The 14,460-nt window shown below is 70.7% G+C and carries 12 protein-coding genes; 9 read left to right on the top strand and 3 right to left on the bottom strand.

Annotated features, from left to right (window positions below):
* Positions 1-2: 2 nt before the first annotated feature.
* The 3 genes from AB0E94_RS12475 to AB0E94_RS12465 all read left to right on the top strand — a co-directional run bounded on the left by AB0E94_RS12475 (position 3) and on the right by AB0E94_RS12465 (position 3,386).
* A complete protein-coding gene (locus AB0E94_RS12475) occupies positions 3-488 on the top strand; it encodes an SRPBCC family protein (RefSeq protein WP_360325593.1) in 486 nt (161 codons plus the stop codon).
* Positions 485-1,579, top strand: coding sequence for an acyltransferase (locus tag AB0E94_RS12470; RefSeq protein ID WP_360325591.1), 1,095 nt, complete (start codon positions 485-487; stop codon positions 1,577-1,579). Before AB0E94_RS12475 ends, AB0E94_RS12470 begins: the two co-directional genes overlap by 4 nt.
* Positions 1,580-2,804: 1,225 nt before the next feature.
* Positions 2,805-3,386, top strand: coding sequence for a hypothetical protein (locus AB0E94_RS12465; RefSeq protein ID WP_360325589.1), 582 nt, complete (start codon positions 2,805-2,807; stop codon positions 3,384-3,386).
* Positions 3,387-3,472: 86 nt separating this feature from the next.
* Here AB0E94_RS12465 and AB0E94_RS12460 read toward each other — a convergent pair whose 3' ends face one another.
* Positions 3,473-4,141, bottom strand: coding sequence for a M15 family metallopeptidase (locus AB0E94_RS12460; protein ID WP_360325587.1), 669 nt, complete (start codon positions 4,139-4,141; stop codon positions 3,473-3,475).
* Between the two features lie 87 nt (positions 4,142-4,228).
* Between AB0E94_RS12460 and AB0E94_RS12455 the strand changes: the two genes are divergently transcribed.
* Both AB0E94_RS12455 and AB0E94_RS12450 read left to right on the top strand, forming a co-directional pair.
* Positions 4,229-5,113: a YihY/virulence factor BrkB family protein gene (locus AB0E94_RS12455; protein WP_360325586.1), complete on the top strand. Its 885-nt coding sequence runs from the start codon at positions 4,229-4,231 to the stop codon at positions 5,111-5,113.
* 13 nt (positions 5,114-5,126) lie between these two features.
* Positions 5,127-7,721, top strand: coding sequence for an ATP-binding protein (locus tag AB0E94_RS12450; RefSeq protein WP_360325838.1), 2,595 nt, complete (start codon positions 5,127-5,129; stop codon positions 7,719-7,721).
* Here the strand turns inward: AB0E94_RS12450 and AB0E94_RS12445 are convergent.
* Positions 7,711-8,556, bottom strand: coding sequence for a helix-turn-helix transcriptional regulator (locus AB0E94_RS12445; protein ID WP_360325584.1), 846 nt, complete (start codon positions 8,554-8,556; stop codon positions 7,711-7,713). The two genes, AB0E94_RS12450 and AB0E94_RS12445, sit on opposite strands and share 11 nt — an antisense overlap.
* Before the next feature lie 102 nt (positions 8,557-8,658).
* On the opposite strand from AB0E94_RS12445, the gene AB0E94_RS12440 reads away from it, so the two are divergent.
* The 4 genes from AB0E94_RS12440 (at position 8,659) to AB0E94_RS12425 (ending at position 14,021) form a co-directional block, all read left to right on the top strand.
* Positions 8,659-9,654, top strand: coding sequence for an aldo/keto reductase (locus tag AB0E94_RS12440; RefSeq protein WP_360325582.1), 996 nt, complete (start codon positions 8,659-8,661; stop codon positions 9,652-9,654).
* 146 nt (positions 9,655-9,800) lie between these two features.
* On the top strand, positions 9,801-10,193 hold the full coding sequence (locus AB0E94_RS12435) for a hypothetical protein (RefSeq protein ID WP_360325581.1): 393 nt from the start codon (positions 9,801-9,803) through the stop codon (positions 10,191-10,193).
* A gap of 34 nt (positions 10,194-10,227) precedes the next feature.
* A complete protein-coding gene (locus AB0E94_RS12430; protein ID WP_360325580.1) occupies positions 10,228-12,708 on the top strand; it encodes a VWA domain-containing protein in 2,481 nt (826 codons plus the stop codon).
* A complete protein-coding gene (locus AB0E94_RS12425; protein WP_360325578.1) occupies positions 12,705-14,021 on the top strand; it encodes an extracellular solute-binding protein in 1,317 nt (438 codons plus the stop codon). Before AB0E94_RS12430 ends, AB0E94_RS12425 begins: the two co-directional genes overlap by 4 nt.
* Positions 14,022-14,025: 4 nt before the next feature.
* Here the strand turns inward: AB0E94_RS12425 and AB0E94_RS12420 are convergent, their stop codons facing one another.
* Positions 14,026-14,439 (bottom strand): hypothetical protein, encoded by a 414-nt coding sequence (locus AB0E94_RS12420; protein ID WP_360325577.1) that lies wholly within the window; start codon positions 14,437-14,439, stop codon positions 14,026-14,028.
* Positions 14,440-14,460 lie beyond the last annotated feature (21 nt).

Genomic DNA, 14,460 nt, shown 5'->3' with positions numbered 1-14,460 from the left:
ACATGCAACGACGCGTCATCGCCGCTCCCGTGGCCGTCCTCGGTGACATGCTGGACCGCCTGGCCGGCCCGAACGACACGCTGTGGCCCGACGACGAGCCGCTGTGGCTGGACCGTCCGCTCGGCGCCGGCGCGACCGGCGGCCACGGATCGATGCGGTACACCGTGACCGCGTACCAGCCGGGCCTGCGGGTGCGGTTCGAGTTCCCGGCCGGCTCGCCGCTCGCCGGATTCCACGAGCTGTGGGTCCGCGCCATCACCCACGAACGGGCCGAGATGGTGCACATCCTGGTCGCCCAGCCGCGCGGCGCGATGCTGCTGCTCTGGCCGCTCGCCGACCGCTGGGTCCACCAGGCGCTCATCGCCGAACTGCTGGACAACGCCGAACGCGCCGCCACCGGCCGGGTCCGCCGCCCGGCCCGCCGGTCGCTGTGGGTCCAGCTGCTGCACACCGTCAGACCGGCGCGGGCCGCGGAGACCGTGCGATGACGATGACCCTCCCGGCGGTCACCGCGCGCCTTCCGGCCGCTCCCCACCAGCGGCCTGCGCGCCTGCCGGCGCTCGACCTCTTCCGGTTCACCGCGGCACTCTTCGTCGCCGTCTTCCATCTGGTCGCGGTCGCGGGCACCGGGAGCGTACGGATCTGGGGCGACCCACCCGACACGGTGTTCGGCTGGTTCTACCCGGTCGCATCGTACGGCTGGGTCGGTGTGCCGTTCTTCTTCATGATCAGTGGGTTCGTCATCTGCATGACCGCGTGGGACCGCAGCCCCGGCCGGTACCTGCGCTCACGGTTCGTCCGCCTGTTCCCGGCGCTGTGGGTGTGCATCGCGATCACCACGGTGGTCGCCACGGCGTACCCGAAAGTCTTCAGCCCGGTGCCGTTCCGGGCCCTGCCGGCGAACCTGTTCCTGCTGGCCGACCCGCTCGGCCTGCCCCGGGTCGACGACGTCTACTGGACGCTGTGGCTGGAACTCAAGTTCTACCTGCTGTTCCTGACCGTCGTGTGGATCGGTCTCACATACCGCCGCGTCGTCGCCTTCTGCCTGCTGTGGAGCGCAGCGTCGATTGTCGCGGCCGAACTGTCCCGGCCCTGGCTCGACGCGATCGTGATGCGGGGGAATTCGCATTACTTCATCGCCGGGATCGCGTTCTACCTGCTCTACCGGCACGGTTCACAGATCGAACTGTGGCTGCTGGTGGCGTTCGGCTGGGCGCTGTCGATCCACTATTTCGAGGGCAATCCGTGGCAGGCCAGCCACGGCATGTCGTACACCCCGTCGAGCGTCCTGATCACGCTCTGCTTCGTCATCCTGGCGCTGCTGGCCACACACCGCCTCGACTGGATCCGGTGGCGGGCGCTCGCCGTGCTCGGCACCGCCACCTATCCGTTCTACCTGCTGCACTACGTGGCGGGTTTCGCCGTCGTCCATTTCCTGCGGCACAACACCCAGATCGGCCCGATCTCCCTGCTGGCGCTGATCCTCGCCACCCTTCTCACCACGTCGATCCTGGTTCACCGCTACGCCGAACAGCCGATCGCCCACCGATTGACAGCCGCCTTCACACCCACACGCTGAAACGCACCCCAAGTCACCCTGAATCGATTCCGACTCACCCCCGATACCGGCTCATCCTCGATTCCAACCTCTCGTCCCCAAGCTCTCATTCCCAACCTCCGGTCCCCAAGCTTGAGGGCGGGAGCTCCCGTTCCTTAGCTCTCACTCCCAACCTCCGGCCCCCAAGCTCCCGTCCCCAAACTCCCGTTCCTTATATCCCATTCCCAACCTCTCGACTCCCGCCATCTCGATTCCCGCCATCTCTCGATTCCCGCCATCTCTCGATTCCCGCCATCTCTCGATTCCCGCCATCTCTCGATTCCCGCCATCTCTCGATTCCCGATCAATTCTGATTCCGAGTTCCTCCCAACGCCGACCCCTCCCGATGCCGACTCTCTGGAGATCTTGCACGGTTCTTCACGCTCATCCAGATCTTGCACGTTTTTCCTCACCAGGGCATGTTTAATCGTGCAAGATCCACTTCGACTAAGAGACCTTGCAGCTTTTTTCACGCCGGGGAATGGAAAAGCGTGCAAGATCCACTCCAAGATGCAAATCCGTGCAAGATCCACCCGAGGCAGGGTGCATCTACGTGCAAAATCGGGCCCAGGAATGAACATTCACGAAAGATCGGCCCAACATGGGGTGCAAGTACGTGCAAGATCAGGCCAGGAGTGAGAATTCGCGCAACATTGGCCCCTGTATGGGGTGCGATTACGTGCAAGGACTGGTCACGAGTGAGCATTCCTGCAAGATCGGCCCGACGCGGGGTGCAATTACGTGCAAGATCGGGTCAGGAGTGAGCATTCGTGCAAGATCGGCCCGACGCGGGGTGCGATTACGTGCAAGGTCGGGTCAGGAGTGAGCATTCCTGCAAGATCGGCCCGGCGCGGGGTGGGGCGATCGGGCCAGGGGGAAAATCAGCGCAGGTTGAACAAAGGCGGCCGCATTTTCGTGCACGATCTTTCCGTAAGTGCACAATTACACAAGGCCGGACCGGGATGAGGCTGCATTTGCGTGCATGATCTGTCCGAAGGCGCACCGCAGCCGCCGCTCGAACCTCGTGCTCACATGCCGGACCAATGCACGGCGGTGACCCTCCGGAATCGAATCACCGGCACCATGGCCACTGTGGACATCTTCCGGACGTGGTGGCGGCTGTGGCTACGCCGACAGGGACCATCACCAACCGCCGGGAGGCCCCGTTATCCAGGGCGTAACCACCCGGCGGAGGAAGGGCACCCCGATGACGGCCGCTAAACCGAACCATCTGAAGGCGCGGCGGCTGCTGCTCGAGCATCTCGATCGGCACCCCGGCCGTACCACAGCAAATGATCTTGATCCGCATGAGGCGGGGATCGTCGGGGACACCGCGCACCAGGGCGGCGGCGACTCCTATCACCTGGGCCGGGACCAGATCCGGGCGCGGGCGGGCCGGGACCGCTACTCGGTCGACGAGTCGCGGCGCGATCAGGACGGGCTCGACGACCACGCGTCGGCGATGGACATCGGGTTCTTCAAGATTCGTACGCCGCGCGGCACCTTCGACCTCTACGACTTCAACACCTGGCTGGTCCGGCTGTGCCAGTCGGACCACCCGGACACCCGTGACCTGCGTGAGGTCATCTACAGCCCGGACGGCCGGACCGTGCGCCGCTGGGACCGGCTCGGCCGGCGTTCCAGCGGCGACGACAGCCACCTGACGCACACCCACCTGTCCGAGCACCGTGACGCCGACGGTCAGCGCATGGTCCGGCTGGCGAACCGCTGGCTGCGGCACATCGGGCTGATCACCGCCAAGACTCCGGAGAAGGCGCCCGCCGCCTGAACCGCCGCCAACGGTCAGGCCGGCAGTGCCAGCCGCACCGCCGCGAACCGTCAGGCCGGCAGCGCCAGCCGCACCGCCGCGAACCGTCAGGCCGGCAGCGCCAGCCGCACCGGGGCGTACCGGGTGCGGCCGGCGCCGGTCATGAACGCCCAGTACCGCTCGCCGAACGACCAGTGCCACCACTCGGTCGGGTAGTTCACCAGGCCGACCGAGGTCAGCGCGTCGATCAGGATGCGCCGGTTGCGGAGGGCGTGGTCCGGGATGTTCTCGGCGGCCGTGAAACAGGCGTCGGCGCTGTCCACCGGGGTCGCGTCGAGCGGGGTGCCCATGTCGACCTCGGCGCCGTCGGCGTCGCACAGTGTCAGGTCGACGGCGCCGCCGGTGCTGTGCGGGGCCACGTGCACCGGCGAGACGAATTTGGTGGCCTCGACGTACACCCGCCCGGTGTCCCACTCCGGGTGCCGGGCGGCCAGCTCGTCGAGGTAGCCGTCGAAGATCTCCTGCTGGCGGTCCAGTGGCCGGTACCCTTCGGTGATCAGGAACCGCAGCCCGCCGGGCAGGGTCGCCTGCGCGTCCAGCAGCCGTGCCACCACCCCTTCACGCAGGTGGCCGAACGCGCCGTCCTCGTCGGCGTAGCGTCTGTCGAGCCGCAGTTCCGGTATGTCCCGCAGGTCGGCGAGGGGCTCCTCGGACTCCCCCAGAGCGATGGCGTCGATGCGACTGTCGGACAGCAGGACGTAGGGCTCGGGCGGCATGCAACTCCATCCGTGGGGCGGGCTCCGGGAGTACCTTGCGGTACGTGATCTGTTCGGCGCAACTCGCTGCCGGGTAAGGGACAGCGCGTGTGGTTGCGGGATCGTGAATGGGTCGATCACCTGGTCCGGGCGGCGAGACGGTACGACGAGGCCGACGGTGGGCGCCTGGCCGCGGCCGTGACCTACTACGCCTTCTTCGGCGTGTTCGCGGCCTGGCTACTGGGCTTCGCGGTGTTCGGGTTCGTGCTGGACGACCCGGAGGTGCTGCGTGCGGTGGAACATTATCTGGCCCAGGACCTGCCGAGTGTCGACGTGGAGGCGATCCGCGATGCCCGTACCACAGTGGGGGTTGTCGCTTTTGTGGGGTTGCCTGTCACCGGATGGTTCTGGACCGACGCCTTCCGGTCGTCGATCCGCCGGATCTGGGAGCTGCCGGAGTATCCGGGCCGGCTGATCGGGCGGATCCTGGCCGACCTGGCCGTGCTCGCCGGGCTGGCGGTGCTGCTGGTCGCGTCGGTCGCCGGGGCGTATGCGACGACAGTCGTCGCGGGCCGGATCGCGGAGGTCGCCGACGCCGGCGACGTGCTGTCGCGGGTGTTGCTGGAGGTGGTCGGGTTCCTGGCCGGCACCGGCGTCAACACCGCCCTGGCCTGCGGCGCGCTGGCCGGTCTGCCGCGGGTGCGGATGTCCTGGCGGCGGCTGATCGGCCCGGCGCTGCTGACCGGCGTCGTCATCGAACTGCTGAAGACCCTCGGCGGGTTCTACGTGCGGGCGGTCGAGGCCAATCCGGTGTACGGGCTGGTCGCCGGCTCGGTCGGGTTGCTGGTCTTCCTGAACCTGGTCAACCAGGTGATGCTGTTCGCCGCCGCGCTGACCGCGACGAGCACCGTCGGCCGGGCCACCGACCTGGCCGTCCGAAGCGACGTAAACGGCGGGGGCGGGTCGGGGCGCTCAGCGGTCGGGGGAAACTGACGATTGGTACTTGGTGAGAGCAGTGAGCGCGGTGGCGGCACGGCTGCGCTCGGCCTGGACCCTGACCGTTGCGGTCATCGTAGTGACTCTGCTGATCGCCGGGGCCACGTTCGCGGCGATGACCCGTGGTGACGACGAGACGACGCTGCGGCTGCTCCAGCGGCGCGCCAGCCAGGTCACCGCGGCCGTGCAGGCCGAGGTCAACAGGTATCTGGATGCGCTCAGCACGACGGCGGCCGCGGCCGGCGCCCACGACACCCTGACGAACGCGAAGTTTCAGCAGCTCAGTGCTCCGCTGGCCGGGATGCGGCTGTCCGGGGCGACGTCCGTCGGGTTCCTGGTGCCGGCGGCCGAGGACCGGATCGCGGCGACCGAGCAGCTGTGGCGTGATCGGGGTGCGGCCGACCTGCGGCTGCAGCCGGTCGGCTCCGGGGAGCACATCTTCCCCGTGATGGTGCGGGTGCTGGACGCGCTGCTGGCGCCCCGGGCCGGGATCGACGCCACCCAGTCACGGCCGCTGTGGGACACGCTGCGCGCCGCCCGGGAGACCGGCAGACCGGCGGTCTCGGAGCCGTACAGCCTCGTCGTTGATCAGAATCTGCCGCCGTCGCAGCGGCAGTTGTCGTTCACGCTCGCGGCGCCGGTCTACGGGCTGCCCGGACCGGAGGGCGCCCGCGAGTTCCAGGGCTGGGTGACGATGGGCCTGCGCAGCCGCAACTTTCTCGGCACGGTGCTGCCCGACCTCGGTGACGGGCTGCGCGAGGTCACCCTGTCGACGTCGCCGGAGGAGTTCGGGCCGCTGATCGCCGCGTATCCGAGAGCCGACGCCCACGAGCCGGACATGTCCGATTCCGGGACGGTCACGGTGGCCGACCGGACCTGGTATCTGCGGATCGGGGCCGCTCGGCGGGAACTGGCCGGCTCGACCGCGCTGCCCCGGGTGGTGACGGTCGCCGTGCTGGCGCTCGGTCTGGTCCTGGCCGCGTTGGTGCATGTGCTGGCCACCGGCCGGGCGCGGGCCCGGTGGGCGGTCGAGCAGGCGACCGCCGAGCTGGCGGAGGCCGAGACCCGGGCCCGGGAGCAGGCGTTCCTGCTGACCACGATCCTCGACGCGATGAGCGACGGGGTCGGGGTGGTCGACGACGACGGCGAGTTCCTGCTGCACAATCCGGCCGCCAAGACGATGCTCGGTATCGCCGAGGACCGTAGCGGGCCGCAGAACTGGCAGGAGCACTACGGCATCTTCCGGCCGGACGGCAGCGGGCCGTTCCCGACCGAGGAGCTGCCGATGGTCCGGGCGCTGGCCGGGGAGCAGTCCGATCTCGTCGACATGATGATCCGTAACGCCACCCACCCGGAGGGGCTCACGATCAGTGTGTCGGCCCGGCCGCTGCGGTTGCAGGGTGGCCGGGCGGCCGCGGTCGCCGTCTTCCACGACATCACCGCCCGCAAGGCGGCGATGGCCGCGATCGAGGCGGCCCGTGACCAGCTGGCGGGGCAGAAGGACTACCTGACGCAGGTGCTCGACGCGTTGCAGATCACCGTCGTCACGTGTGACACCGACGGCATGCTGGTGCACACCAACGCCACGGGTGGCGCCCGGGTCGGTTCGCCGAATCTGACCGGCCGGCACATCGACGAGGTCAGCGCGGGAATGACGTTCACCGACATGGACGGCCGGGTGATCGCGACCGCCGACATGCCGATTCCGCGGGTGCTGCGTGGCGCGGACGCGATCCGGCTGGAGGCGATGGTCCGGTTCGGCAGCGGCCACACCCGGGCCGTGGTGCTGAACGCCCAGCCGCTGCTGGACCGGACCGGCGAACGGATCGGAGCGGTGGGCTCGTCGTACGACATCACCGCCTTGCGGGAACGCGAAGCGGATCTGGCCGCGTTCGCCGGGGTGGCCGCGCACGATCTGCGGGCCCCGCTGATGGTGGTCGCCGGGTACACCGCCCTGCTGGACGAGGATCTCGACGACGGCGCCGAACCGGAGTCGATGCGGCTCACGATCACCCGGATCAGCGCCGGGGTACGCCGGATGCAGCAGCTCATCGACGATCTGCTGGCCTATGCCACGGCCCGGGACGCGCGGATCAACCTCCAGCACGTCGACCTGCAGTCGGTGGTGGCCGACATCGTCACCGAACGCACCCTGCACCTGGCGATCGCCGACGGCGGCGGCCCGCCCCCGAAGATCACGGTCGGCCCGCTGCCGGTGATCGACGCCGACGCCAGCATGATCCGGCAGGTGTTCGACAACCTGATCGGCAACGCCCTGAAATACACCAGACCCGGTGAACCGGCCCGGATCGACATCGTCGCGTGCCATCCGGGCGGGGACGAGGCGACGGTCCAGATCACCATCGCCGACCGGGGCATCGGCATCCCGGCCGAGGAGCAGCCGCACGTGTTCGACCAGTTCCACCGGGTCGCCGCGCACACCAAGTCGTACCACGGCACCGGGTTGGGCCTGGCGATCTGCAAGCGGGTCCTGCAACGGCACGACGGCACGATCCGGGCCGCCGACAATCCGGGCGGCGGCACCTGCATGATCATCGAGTTGCCGTACGCGGGCCGGCCGCTGCCCACTCCGGTCACGGTGTGAACGCGGGGAACTCCTCGACGCCGAGCACCCGCAGCAGGTCGAGCCGTTCCCGGGCCTCGGCGTCGGCCGGGGTGAGCACCAGCAGTTTCTGCCCGAGGTCCGGGGTGAGCAGGGTTTCGCAGTCCATGGTCAGCGGCCCGACCCGCGGGTGCAGGAAGGTCTTGCGGTCGGCGCGGCGCACCGCGACCTCGTGTTCGGCCCACAGCCGCCGGAATTCGGCGCTGGCCGCGAGCAGCCGGTCGACCAGGCCGGTCACCTCCGGGTCGCCGGATCGGCGGCCGGCCACCGCGCGCAGGTCGGCGACGTGCCCGCGGGTGTGCCGGTCCTGTTCCTCGCCGGTGGTGACGGCTCGCGCGTCAGGTTCGGTGAACCACCGGTAGATCAGGTACCGGCGGTCACCGGCGAGGCCCGTGTGGTCGCCGCTGAGCAGGATCGACGCCCGGTTCTGGGCGAGCACCTCGCCGAGGTCGGAGACGACCATGGCGGGGGTGTCGCCGAGCAGGTCGAGCATCCGGACCAGGCCGGCGCGGGCCAGCGCCGCCGGGCCGGTTCCGGGTGGCGGCTGGTGGCCGGCCAGGCGGAACAGGTGGGCGCGTTCGTCGTCGGACAGCCGCAGCGCGCGGGCCAGCGCGGCGAGCAGCTGGGTGGACGGCTGGCTGCTGCGGGCCTGTTCCAGTCGTACGACGTAGTCGACGGAGACGCCGGCGAGCATGGCGACCTCCTCGCGGCGCAGCCCGGCGGTCCGGCGGCGGGGTCCCTCGGTGATGCCGGCCTCGGCCGGGCGGATCGCGGCCCGCCGGCGGCGCAGGAAGTCGGCCAGCTCGTCTCGCTGCATGGGTCCATGCTCCCGCGGGTTCGCCGGCCGTGACAGGGAGCGGCGCTCCCACGATAAGCGCTCCTCTCCCGGTACGGGGCCGGGCGGCGTTTCCTCGATGGCATGCAGACACGAACTCTTGGCAGCACCGGTCCCGTCGTCTCCGCGCTGGGGCTGGGCGCGATGGGCATGACCGGCGGCGCGTACGGCCCGGCGGATCGGGCGGAGAGCATCGCCACCGTGCACGCCGCTCTGGACGCGGGCGTGACCCTGATCGACACCAGCGACCACTACGGCACCGGGCACAACGAGATGCTGCTGGCCGAGGCGCTGCGCGGCCGTAGCCGGGACGACTATCTCCTGAGCGTGAAGTTCGGGGCGATGGTCGGGCCGGATGGCGCGTTCCTCGGGCAGGACAGCCGTCCGGCGGCGGTGAAGAACCAGCTGGCGCGCTCGCTGACCCGGCTCGGTGTCGACTACGTCGACGTGTACCGGCCGGCCCGGCTGGATCCGGCGGTGCCGATCGAGGACACCATCGGGGCGATCAAGGAGATGGTCGACGCGGGGTACGTCCGGCACATCGGGTTGTCCGAGGTCGGCGCCGAGACGATCCGGCGGGCGCATGCCGTACATCCGATCGCTGATCTGCAGATCGAGTACTCGCTGATCTCCCGCGCCGTGGAGGCGCAGGTGCTGCCGGCGTTGCGTGAGCTGGGCATCGGGATGACCGCCTACGGGGTGCTGAGCCGGGGTCTCATCTCCGGTCACTGGGACGCCGGCGCGGTGCGGCCCGGCGATCACCGAGCGCGGCTGCCGCGGTTCGCCGGCGAGAACGGGCGGCACAATCTGGCGCTGGTGGAGCCGTTGCGGCGGGCCGCCGGGGAGCACGGCTGCACGGTGGCGCAGCTGGCGATCGCCTGGGTGGCCGCGCAGGGGCCGGACATCGTGCCGCTGGCCGGCGCCCGTACCCGGGAGCGGTTGTCGGAGGCGCTGCCGGCGCTGGACGTGCGGCTCACCGCGGCCGACCTGGCGGCGATCGAGGCGGCGGTGCCGCCCGGGTCGGCTCGCGGCGACAGGTACCCGGCCGCCATGATGGCGTCGGTCGGCGTCGGCAACTGACGGATCCCCGGAAACGCGGCCCGACCAGGCGCGATGCTTTCCGCATTGGCGGCTGTCTCCGCCTGTCGGCCGTTTCTGGTCCTCCGAATGATCGATTCGGCCGTCATCGGCGGAAAGTGATCGACCGGTTCGGTTACCGTGTCGGAATGCCCCTCAGCCCCGATTCCGGTGACCCGATCCGTGTCGAGATCACTCTCGACGGCGAAGATTCCGACAGTGCCCTCAATGAGCTGCGCAAATGGCTGCGCAGCGACGAGGAGCTGGCCGGTGTCCGGGTGGATCCGGTGACCTCGGCGGCCCGGCCCGACCAGATGTCCGGCGGGCTGATCGAGGCGCTGGTCGCGACGGTCACCGATCCGGGCCTGATCGGGGCGGTGTTCGCCGGTGTCGGCGGGTGGGCCGCCGCCCGGGCGTCCAACCGGCGCACCCGCGTCCGGGTGACGGTCGGCGATCGTGAGGTCGAGGTGGAGGGGCCGGACCTGCGCGACCCGGAGGGCATGGCACGCCGGCTGCGTGAGGATCTGGGCGAGGCGCCGTGACATGCGGCTACCCGATTTCGCCAGGTCACGGGCTGTGCTCATCGGCACGGCGAAATACCGCAGCGCCAATCTGCCCGACCTTCCGGCGGTCGCCCACAACATCGCCGCACTCAAAGCGCGCCTGACCGATCCGGAACTGTCCGGATTCACGAATGAGAACTGCGCCGAGATCCTGAATCCGAGGCTTCCCGGCCAGATGCTGAAACGGGTGCGGCAGTCCGCCAAGGAGGCCGAGGAGCTGCTGCTGGTCTATTTCGCCGGGCACGGGCTGCTGGACCGGGACGGCGAGCTGCACCTGGGCGTACGGGACTCGCACGAGGAGGAGCCGTGGACGAGCGTACGGTTCGACGCGCTCGCCGGGCAGATCCTGGAGAGCCCGGCCACCAGCAAGATCGTCATTCTGGACTGCTGTTACAGCGGGCGGGCGCTGCACCACCTGCACATGTCCGAGGACCGGCTGGTCCAGCGGGCCACCGCCCAGCTCGGCATCGACGGCCTGTATGTGATCACCTCCAGCGCCGCCAACAAGCCGTCGCTGGCGCCGGAGGGTGACGAGTTCACCGCGTTCACCGGGCGGCTGCTGAAGTTCATCGACGACGGCCTGCCCGGCCCGCAGGAGCTGCTGACGATGCAGGCCCTGTACACGGCGGTCCGGCAGGACATGCAGCGGCACCGGCTGCCCCGCCCGCAGCAGTACATCGGCAACCTCGCCGGTGAGGCGGCGCTGGTCCGCAACCGCGCGTACGCTCCGGCGGCGCCGGCCGAGCCCGCCGACGAGCCGGCGAGCGCTCCAGCCGACATCCGCCGGGCCCGGCGGCCCGCGTTCCTCGCGGCGCATCCGCGCTGGCGGCGGGCGGTCGGCGGGGGCCTGGTCCTGGCCGTGCTCACCGGCACCGCGAGCGCGTCGGTGGCGGCGGCGGCGGCGCCGTGTGCGGCCCCGGCGGCGATCCGGATGCTGGTGCCGCTGGACACGGTGGAGATGTTCACCGACATCGCCGACGCCTACGAGTACGCCACCCGGGGCGCCGGTTTCTGCCAGCGGGTCCGGGTCAGTGTCGCGGGGGCGTCCCGGGACGACGTGGCGCGGGCGTTCGCGCTGTCCTGGCGTACCCCCGCCGGAGCCTCGGCCGAGGATCGCCGGGTGCTGCGCCGGGTCGGCCTGCCGCCGGACGTGTGGGTCGCCGATCTGTCCGCGGACATGGCAGCGGTGCAGGCCACCCTGACCGGCAACCCCGACGCCGGGGTACGCATCCCGGGCGACCCGGCACGCTGGCCGATCGCCGAGTCCCCGGTGGTGCTGGCCGAACCGGGCGAGCCCGGCGGCACCCCCGCGGCCCGCCCAGCCGCCTCGTGGAGCAGTCTGGTCGCCGGTGGCGAGCCGCGGCCGCAGGTGGCCGGGATCGTGCGCCCGGACCCGGACACCACCACTGTGGGCCGGCTGGTCGACGTGTCGCTGTTCCCGGCGGGGCAGAGCCCGGCCGTGGCCCGCAACCAGGTGCAGCTGCCGCTGGACGCCGCGGCGGCGGCCGCCGGGCAGGGCATCGGCGCGCCGGACGTCGCCGGCATGCTGTGCGCCCCCACCGGATCGGGCCGGCGCACCGGGGTGATCGTCGCCGAGTGGCAACTGGTCCGGCACAATCTGCACCGCTGCGGTGGGCGGGCGGCGCCGTGGAACGCCTGGTATCCGGGCGACACCCGGCTACTGGACTACCCGATGGTCCAGCCGGGCTGGTCGCCTGCGACAGGTGAGCGGATCCGCCGTACCGCCGACGATTTCACCGCCTGGATCCGCTCGCCCGCGGGTGGCCGGGCGCTCGCCGATCGTGGGCTGCGGCCCCGCAACACCGGCCCGGACACCGGGCTGATCAGCCGGAACGGGGCCTGGGCGAACTGGTACGCCAAACAGGGGTACGAGACCGACATCTCGGATCTGGAGCGGGCCGAGAAGGCGTATCACGCGGCCCGGAAGCCGGCGACGGTCCTGGTCGCGATCGACGGGTCGGGCTCGATGACCACCGCCGGCGGCGGGCGGACCAGGTTCGACGCCGCGCTCGACGGGATCGCCGCGTCGGTCGGCGCGATGGGCCCGCGCGACGAGTTCGGCCTGTTCATCTTCTCCACGGCGATCCGCGGCGACATCACCGACCTCTCCGGTGACGCCGCGACGGTGACCGGGCGGGCGCGCGGCTACCGGCCGTCCGGCAGCACACCCCTGTATCTGGCCGTCGACCACGGGGTCCGCCGGCTGCGCGGCGACGGGGCGTCGGCCGGCGACAGGTACCGGGTCCTGGTGGTGCTGACCGACGGCGAGGACACCACCGGGCACCCGCTGCCCCGGCTGGACGACGACTCGATCCGGGTCGTGGTGGTCAACGTGGGGATGTCCGGCTGCCCCGATCCCCGGCTCGCCGCGCTGACCCGGGAGCACGGCGCGTGTGTCGGGGTGCCGTCCGGGTCGGTCGACGTCAGTGTCGCCGAACAGATCGAACGACTGTGGCAGAAGGAAACGACGTGATCACTGACCTGGGCCGGCGGGCGTGGCTGCTGCTCGGCGCCGGGCTCGCGGCCGGTGTGCTGCTCGGCGTCACGGTCCCGGAGCTGCTGCGCTCGTCCGGTGGCACGCCGGCCGAGCTGGTGATCATCAGTGGGGTCGAGGACGGTGAGGGCGGCGCCCGGCAGGCCCTGATCGACCTGTGGAACCGGCTGCACCCGGACCGGCAGGCCCGGATCGAGCTGGTGTCCGGCAGCGCCGACGAGCAGCACGACGCGATGGTCCGGTACGCCAGGGGTGAGGAGCAGGTGAAAGCCGACATCCTCAATCTCGACGTGACGTCGATCCCGGAGTTCGCCGAGTTCGGGTACATCGCGCCGTGGCCGTCCGGTTCGCTGCCACGCCGGCAGCTCGACGAGTTGCTGGCGAAGCCCCGGGAGAGCTGCTATTACGACGGGCGGCTGTGGGCGCTGCCGTTCAACACCGACGCCGGGGTGCTGTTCGCCCGCCGCGGGCTGCTCCAGCCGCAACCACCGGCCACCCCGACCGCGTTCACCTGGAAGGACGTCGTCGGCCAGCGCCCGGCCGCCGGAAGCACCACACCCAAGGCCGCGTACGCCGGACAGCTCGACGGCTACGAGGGCCTGACCGTCAACGCCCTGGAAGCGCTGTGGGCGGTCGAGCAGGAGCGGGCCGGTTCGTCGGAGGACAAGCCGCTGGGGGTGCCGGACGATCCGGAGATCTGGACGGCGGCGGTGGGCCGGCTGTTCGGCACGGTGGGTGAGGAGCGGGTGGTCGATCCGGGTTCGACCGCATACCGGGAGAGCGAGACCACCGAGGAGTTCCTCCAGCGCCGGCTGGTGTTCATGCGGAACTGGCCGGTGGCGTTCCGGACCCTGGTGCAGGGCAGCGATCAGCGGGCGACGGTCGCGGCCGCCGACATCGTGATGACACCGCTGCCGGGGCCGGCTGTCCTCGGTGGCCAGAACCTGGCGGTGGTGTCCGGTTCGGCCCGCGGCGACGACGCCCGGGAGCTGATCACGTTCCTGGCCGGTGAGCCCTCACAGCGGCTGTTGATGCAGGTCGGCGGGTATGCGGCGGCCACCGGCGCGACCTATGACCGGCCGGAGATCAAAGCGGCGCATCCGTACGCGGCGACGATCCGGGCCGCTGTCGAGCACAGCCGGCAGCGGCCGCAGACGCCGTACTATCCGCGGTTCAGTGAGGAGATCCGGCAGCTGGTCACCGAGATCCGCAACAGCGGCGGCCGGACCGTGCCGCCGGACCTGCAACAGCGGCTCACCGACGCCGCGCAGGGCCGGCTCGCGCCCCGGTGACCGGTCAGTCCTGGTAGAGCTCGACCTTGTCGACCGGCCAGCCGATGAACTCGGCGATCTCCTCGGCGTCGCCGGACAGCGTCCAGTCCTCGATCACGTCGGCGAGCCCGTCCGGCAGATCGCCGCCGTCGACGTGGGTGAGGTCGGTGTCCTCGAGGACCCGGTCGTAGTGGACCCACTTGTCGTCCGGGTCGAGCTCCTTGCCGGCGGCGAGGAACCCGTCGAGGCCGTCGTCGCCGGCGGCCAGGATCTCGTTGGTCCGCCAGTCGACGATGTCCCAGGCGGTCTCGCTGATCTGCCCACCGGCGACGATCCGGCGGCCCGCACCTTCGAGCTGCGCGATCCGCTCCTCGATCTTGCCGTTGTCGGCGTGGTTCGCTTCCAGGACGTCCTGGATGAAGGTCTTGAGGTCGCTCACGACAGTCCCCCGTTGATCACG

This window comes from Actinoplanes sp. NPDC026670 (genome assembly GCF_040638175.1).
Taxonomy (GTDB): Bacteria; Actinomycetota; Actinomycetes; order Mycobacteriales; family Micromonosporaceae; genus Actinoplanes.
The sequence above is the reverse complement of the archived record's forward strand: the minus strand, read 5'-3'. Positions and strand labels throughout refer to the sequence as shown.

Bases quoted from the DNA above. Each gene is read 5' to 3' on its own strand.
- AB0E94_RS12475 (WP_360325593.1), top strand. From the start codon at position 3: ATGCAACGACGCGTCATCGCCGCTCCCGTGGCCGTCCTCGGTGACATG.
- AB0E94_RS12470 (WP_360325591.1), top strand. From the start codon at position 485: ATGACGATGACCCTCCCGGCGGTCACCGCGCGCCTTCCGGCCGCTCCC.
- AB0E94_RS12465 (WP_360325589.1), top strand. From the start codon at position 2,805: ATGACGGCCGCTAAACCGAACCATCTGAAGGCGCGGCGGCTGCTGCTC.
- AB0E94_RS12460 (WP_360325587.1), bottom strand. From the start codon at position 4,141: ATGCCGCCCGAGCCCTACGTCCTGCTGTCCGACAGTCGCATCGACGCC.
- AB0E94_RS12445 (WP_360325584.1), bottom strand. From the start codon at position 8,556: ATGCAGCGAGACGAGCTGGCCGACTTCCTGCGCCGCCGGCGGGCCGCG.
- AB0E94_RS12440 (WP_360325582.1), top strand. From the start codon at position 8,659: ATGCAGACACGAACTCTTGGCAGCACCGGTCCCGTCGTCTCCGCGCTG.
- AB0E94_RS12435 (WP_360325581.1), top strand. From the start codon at position 9,801: ATGCCCCTCAGCCCCGATTCCGGTGACCCGATCCGTGTCGAGATCACT.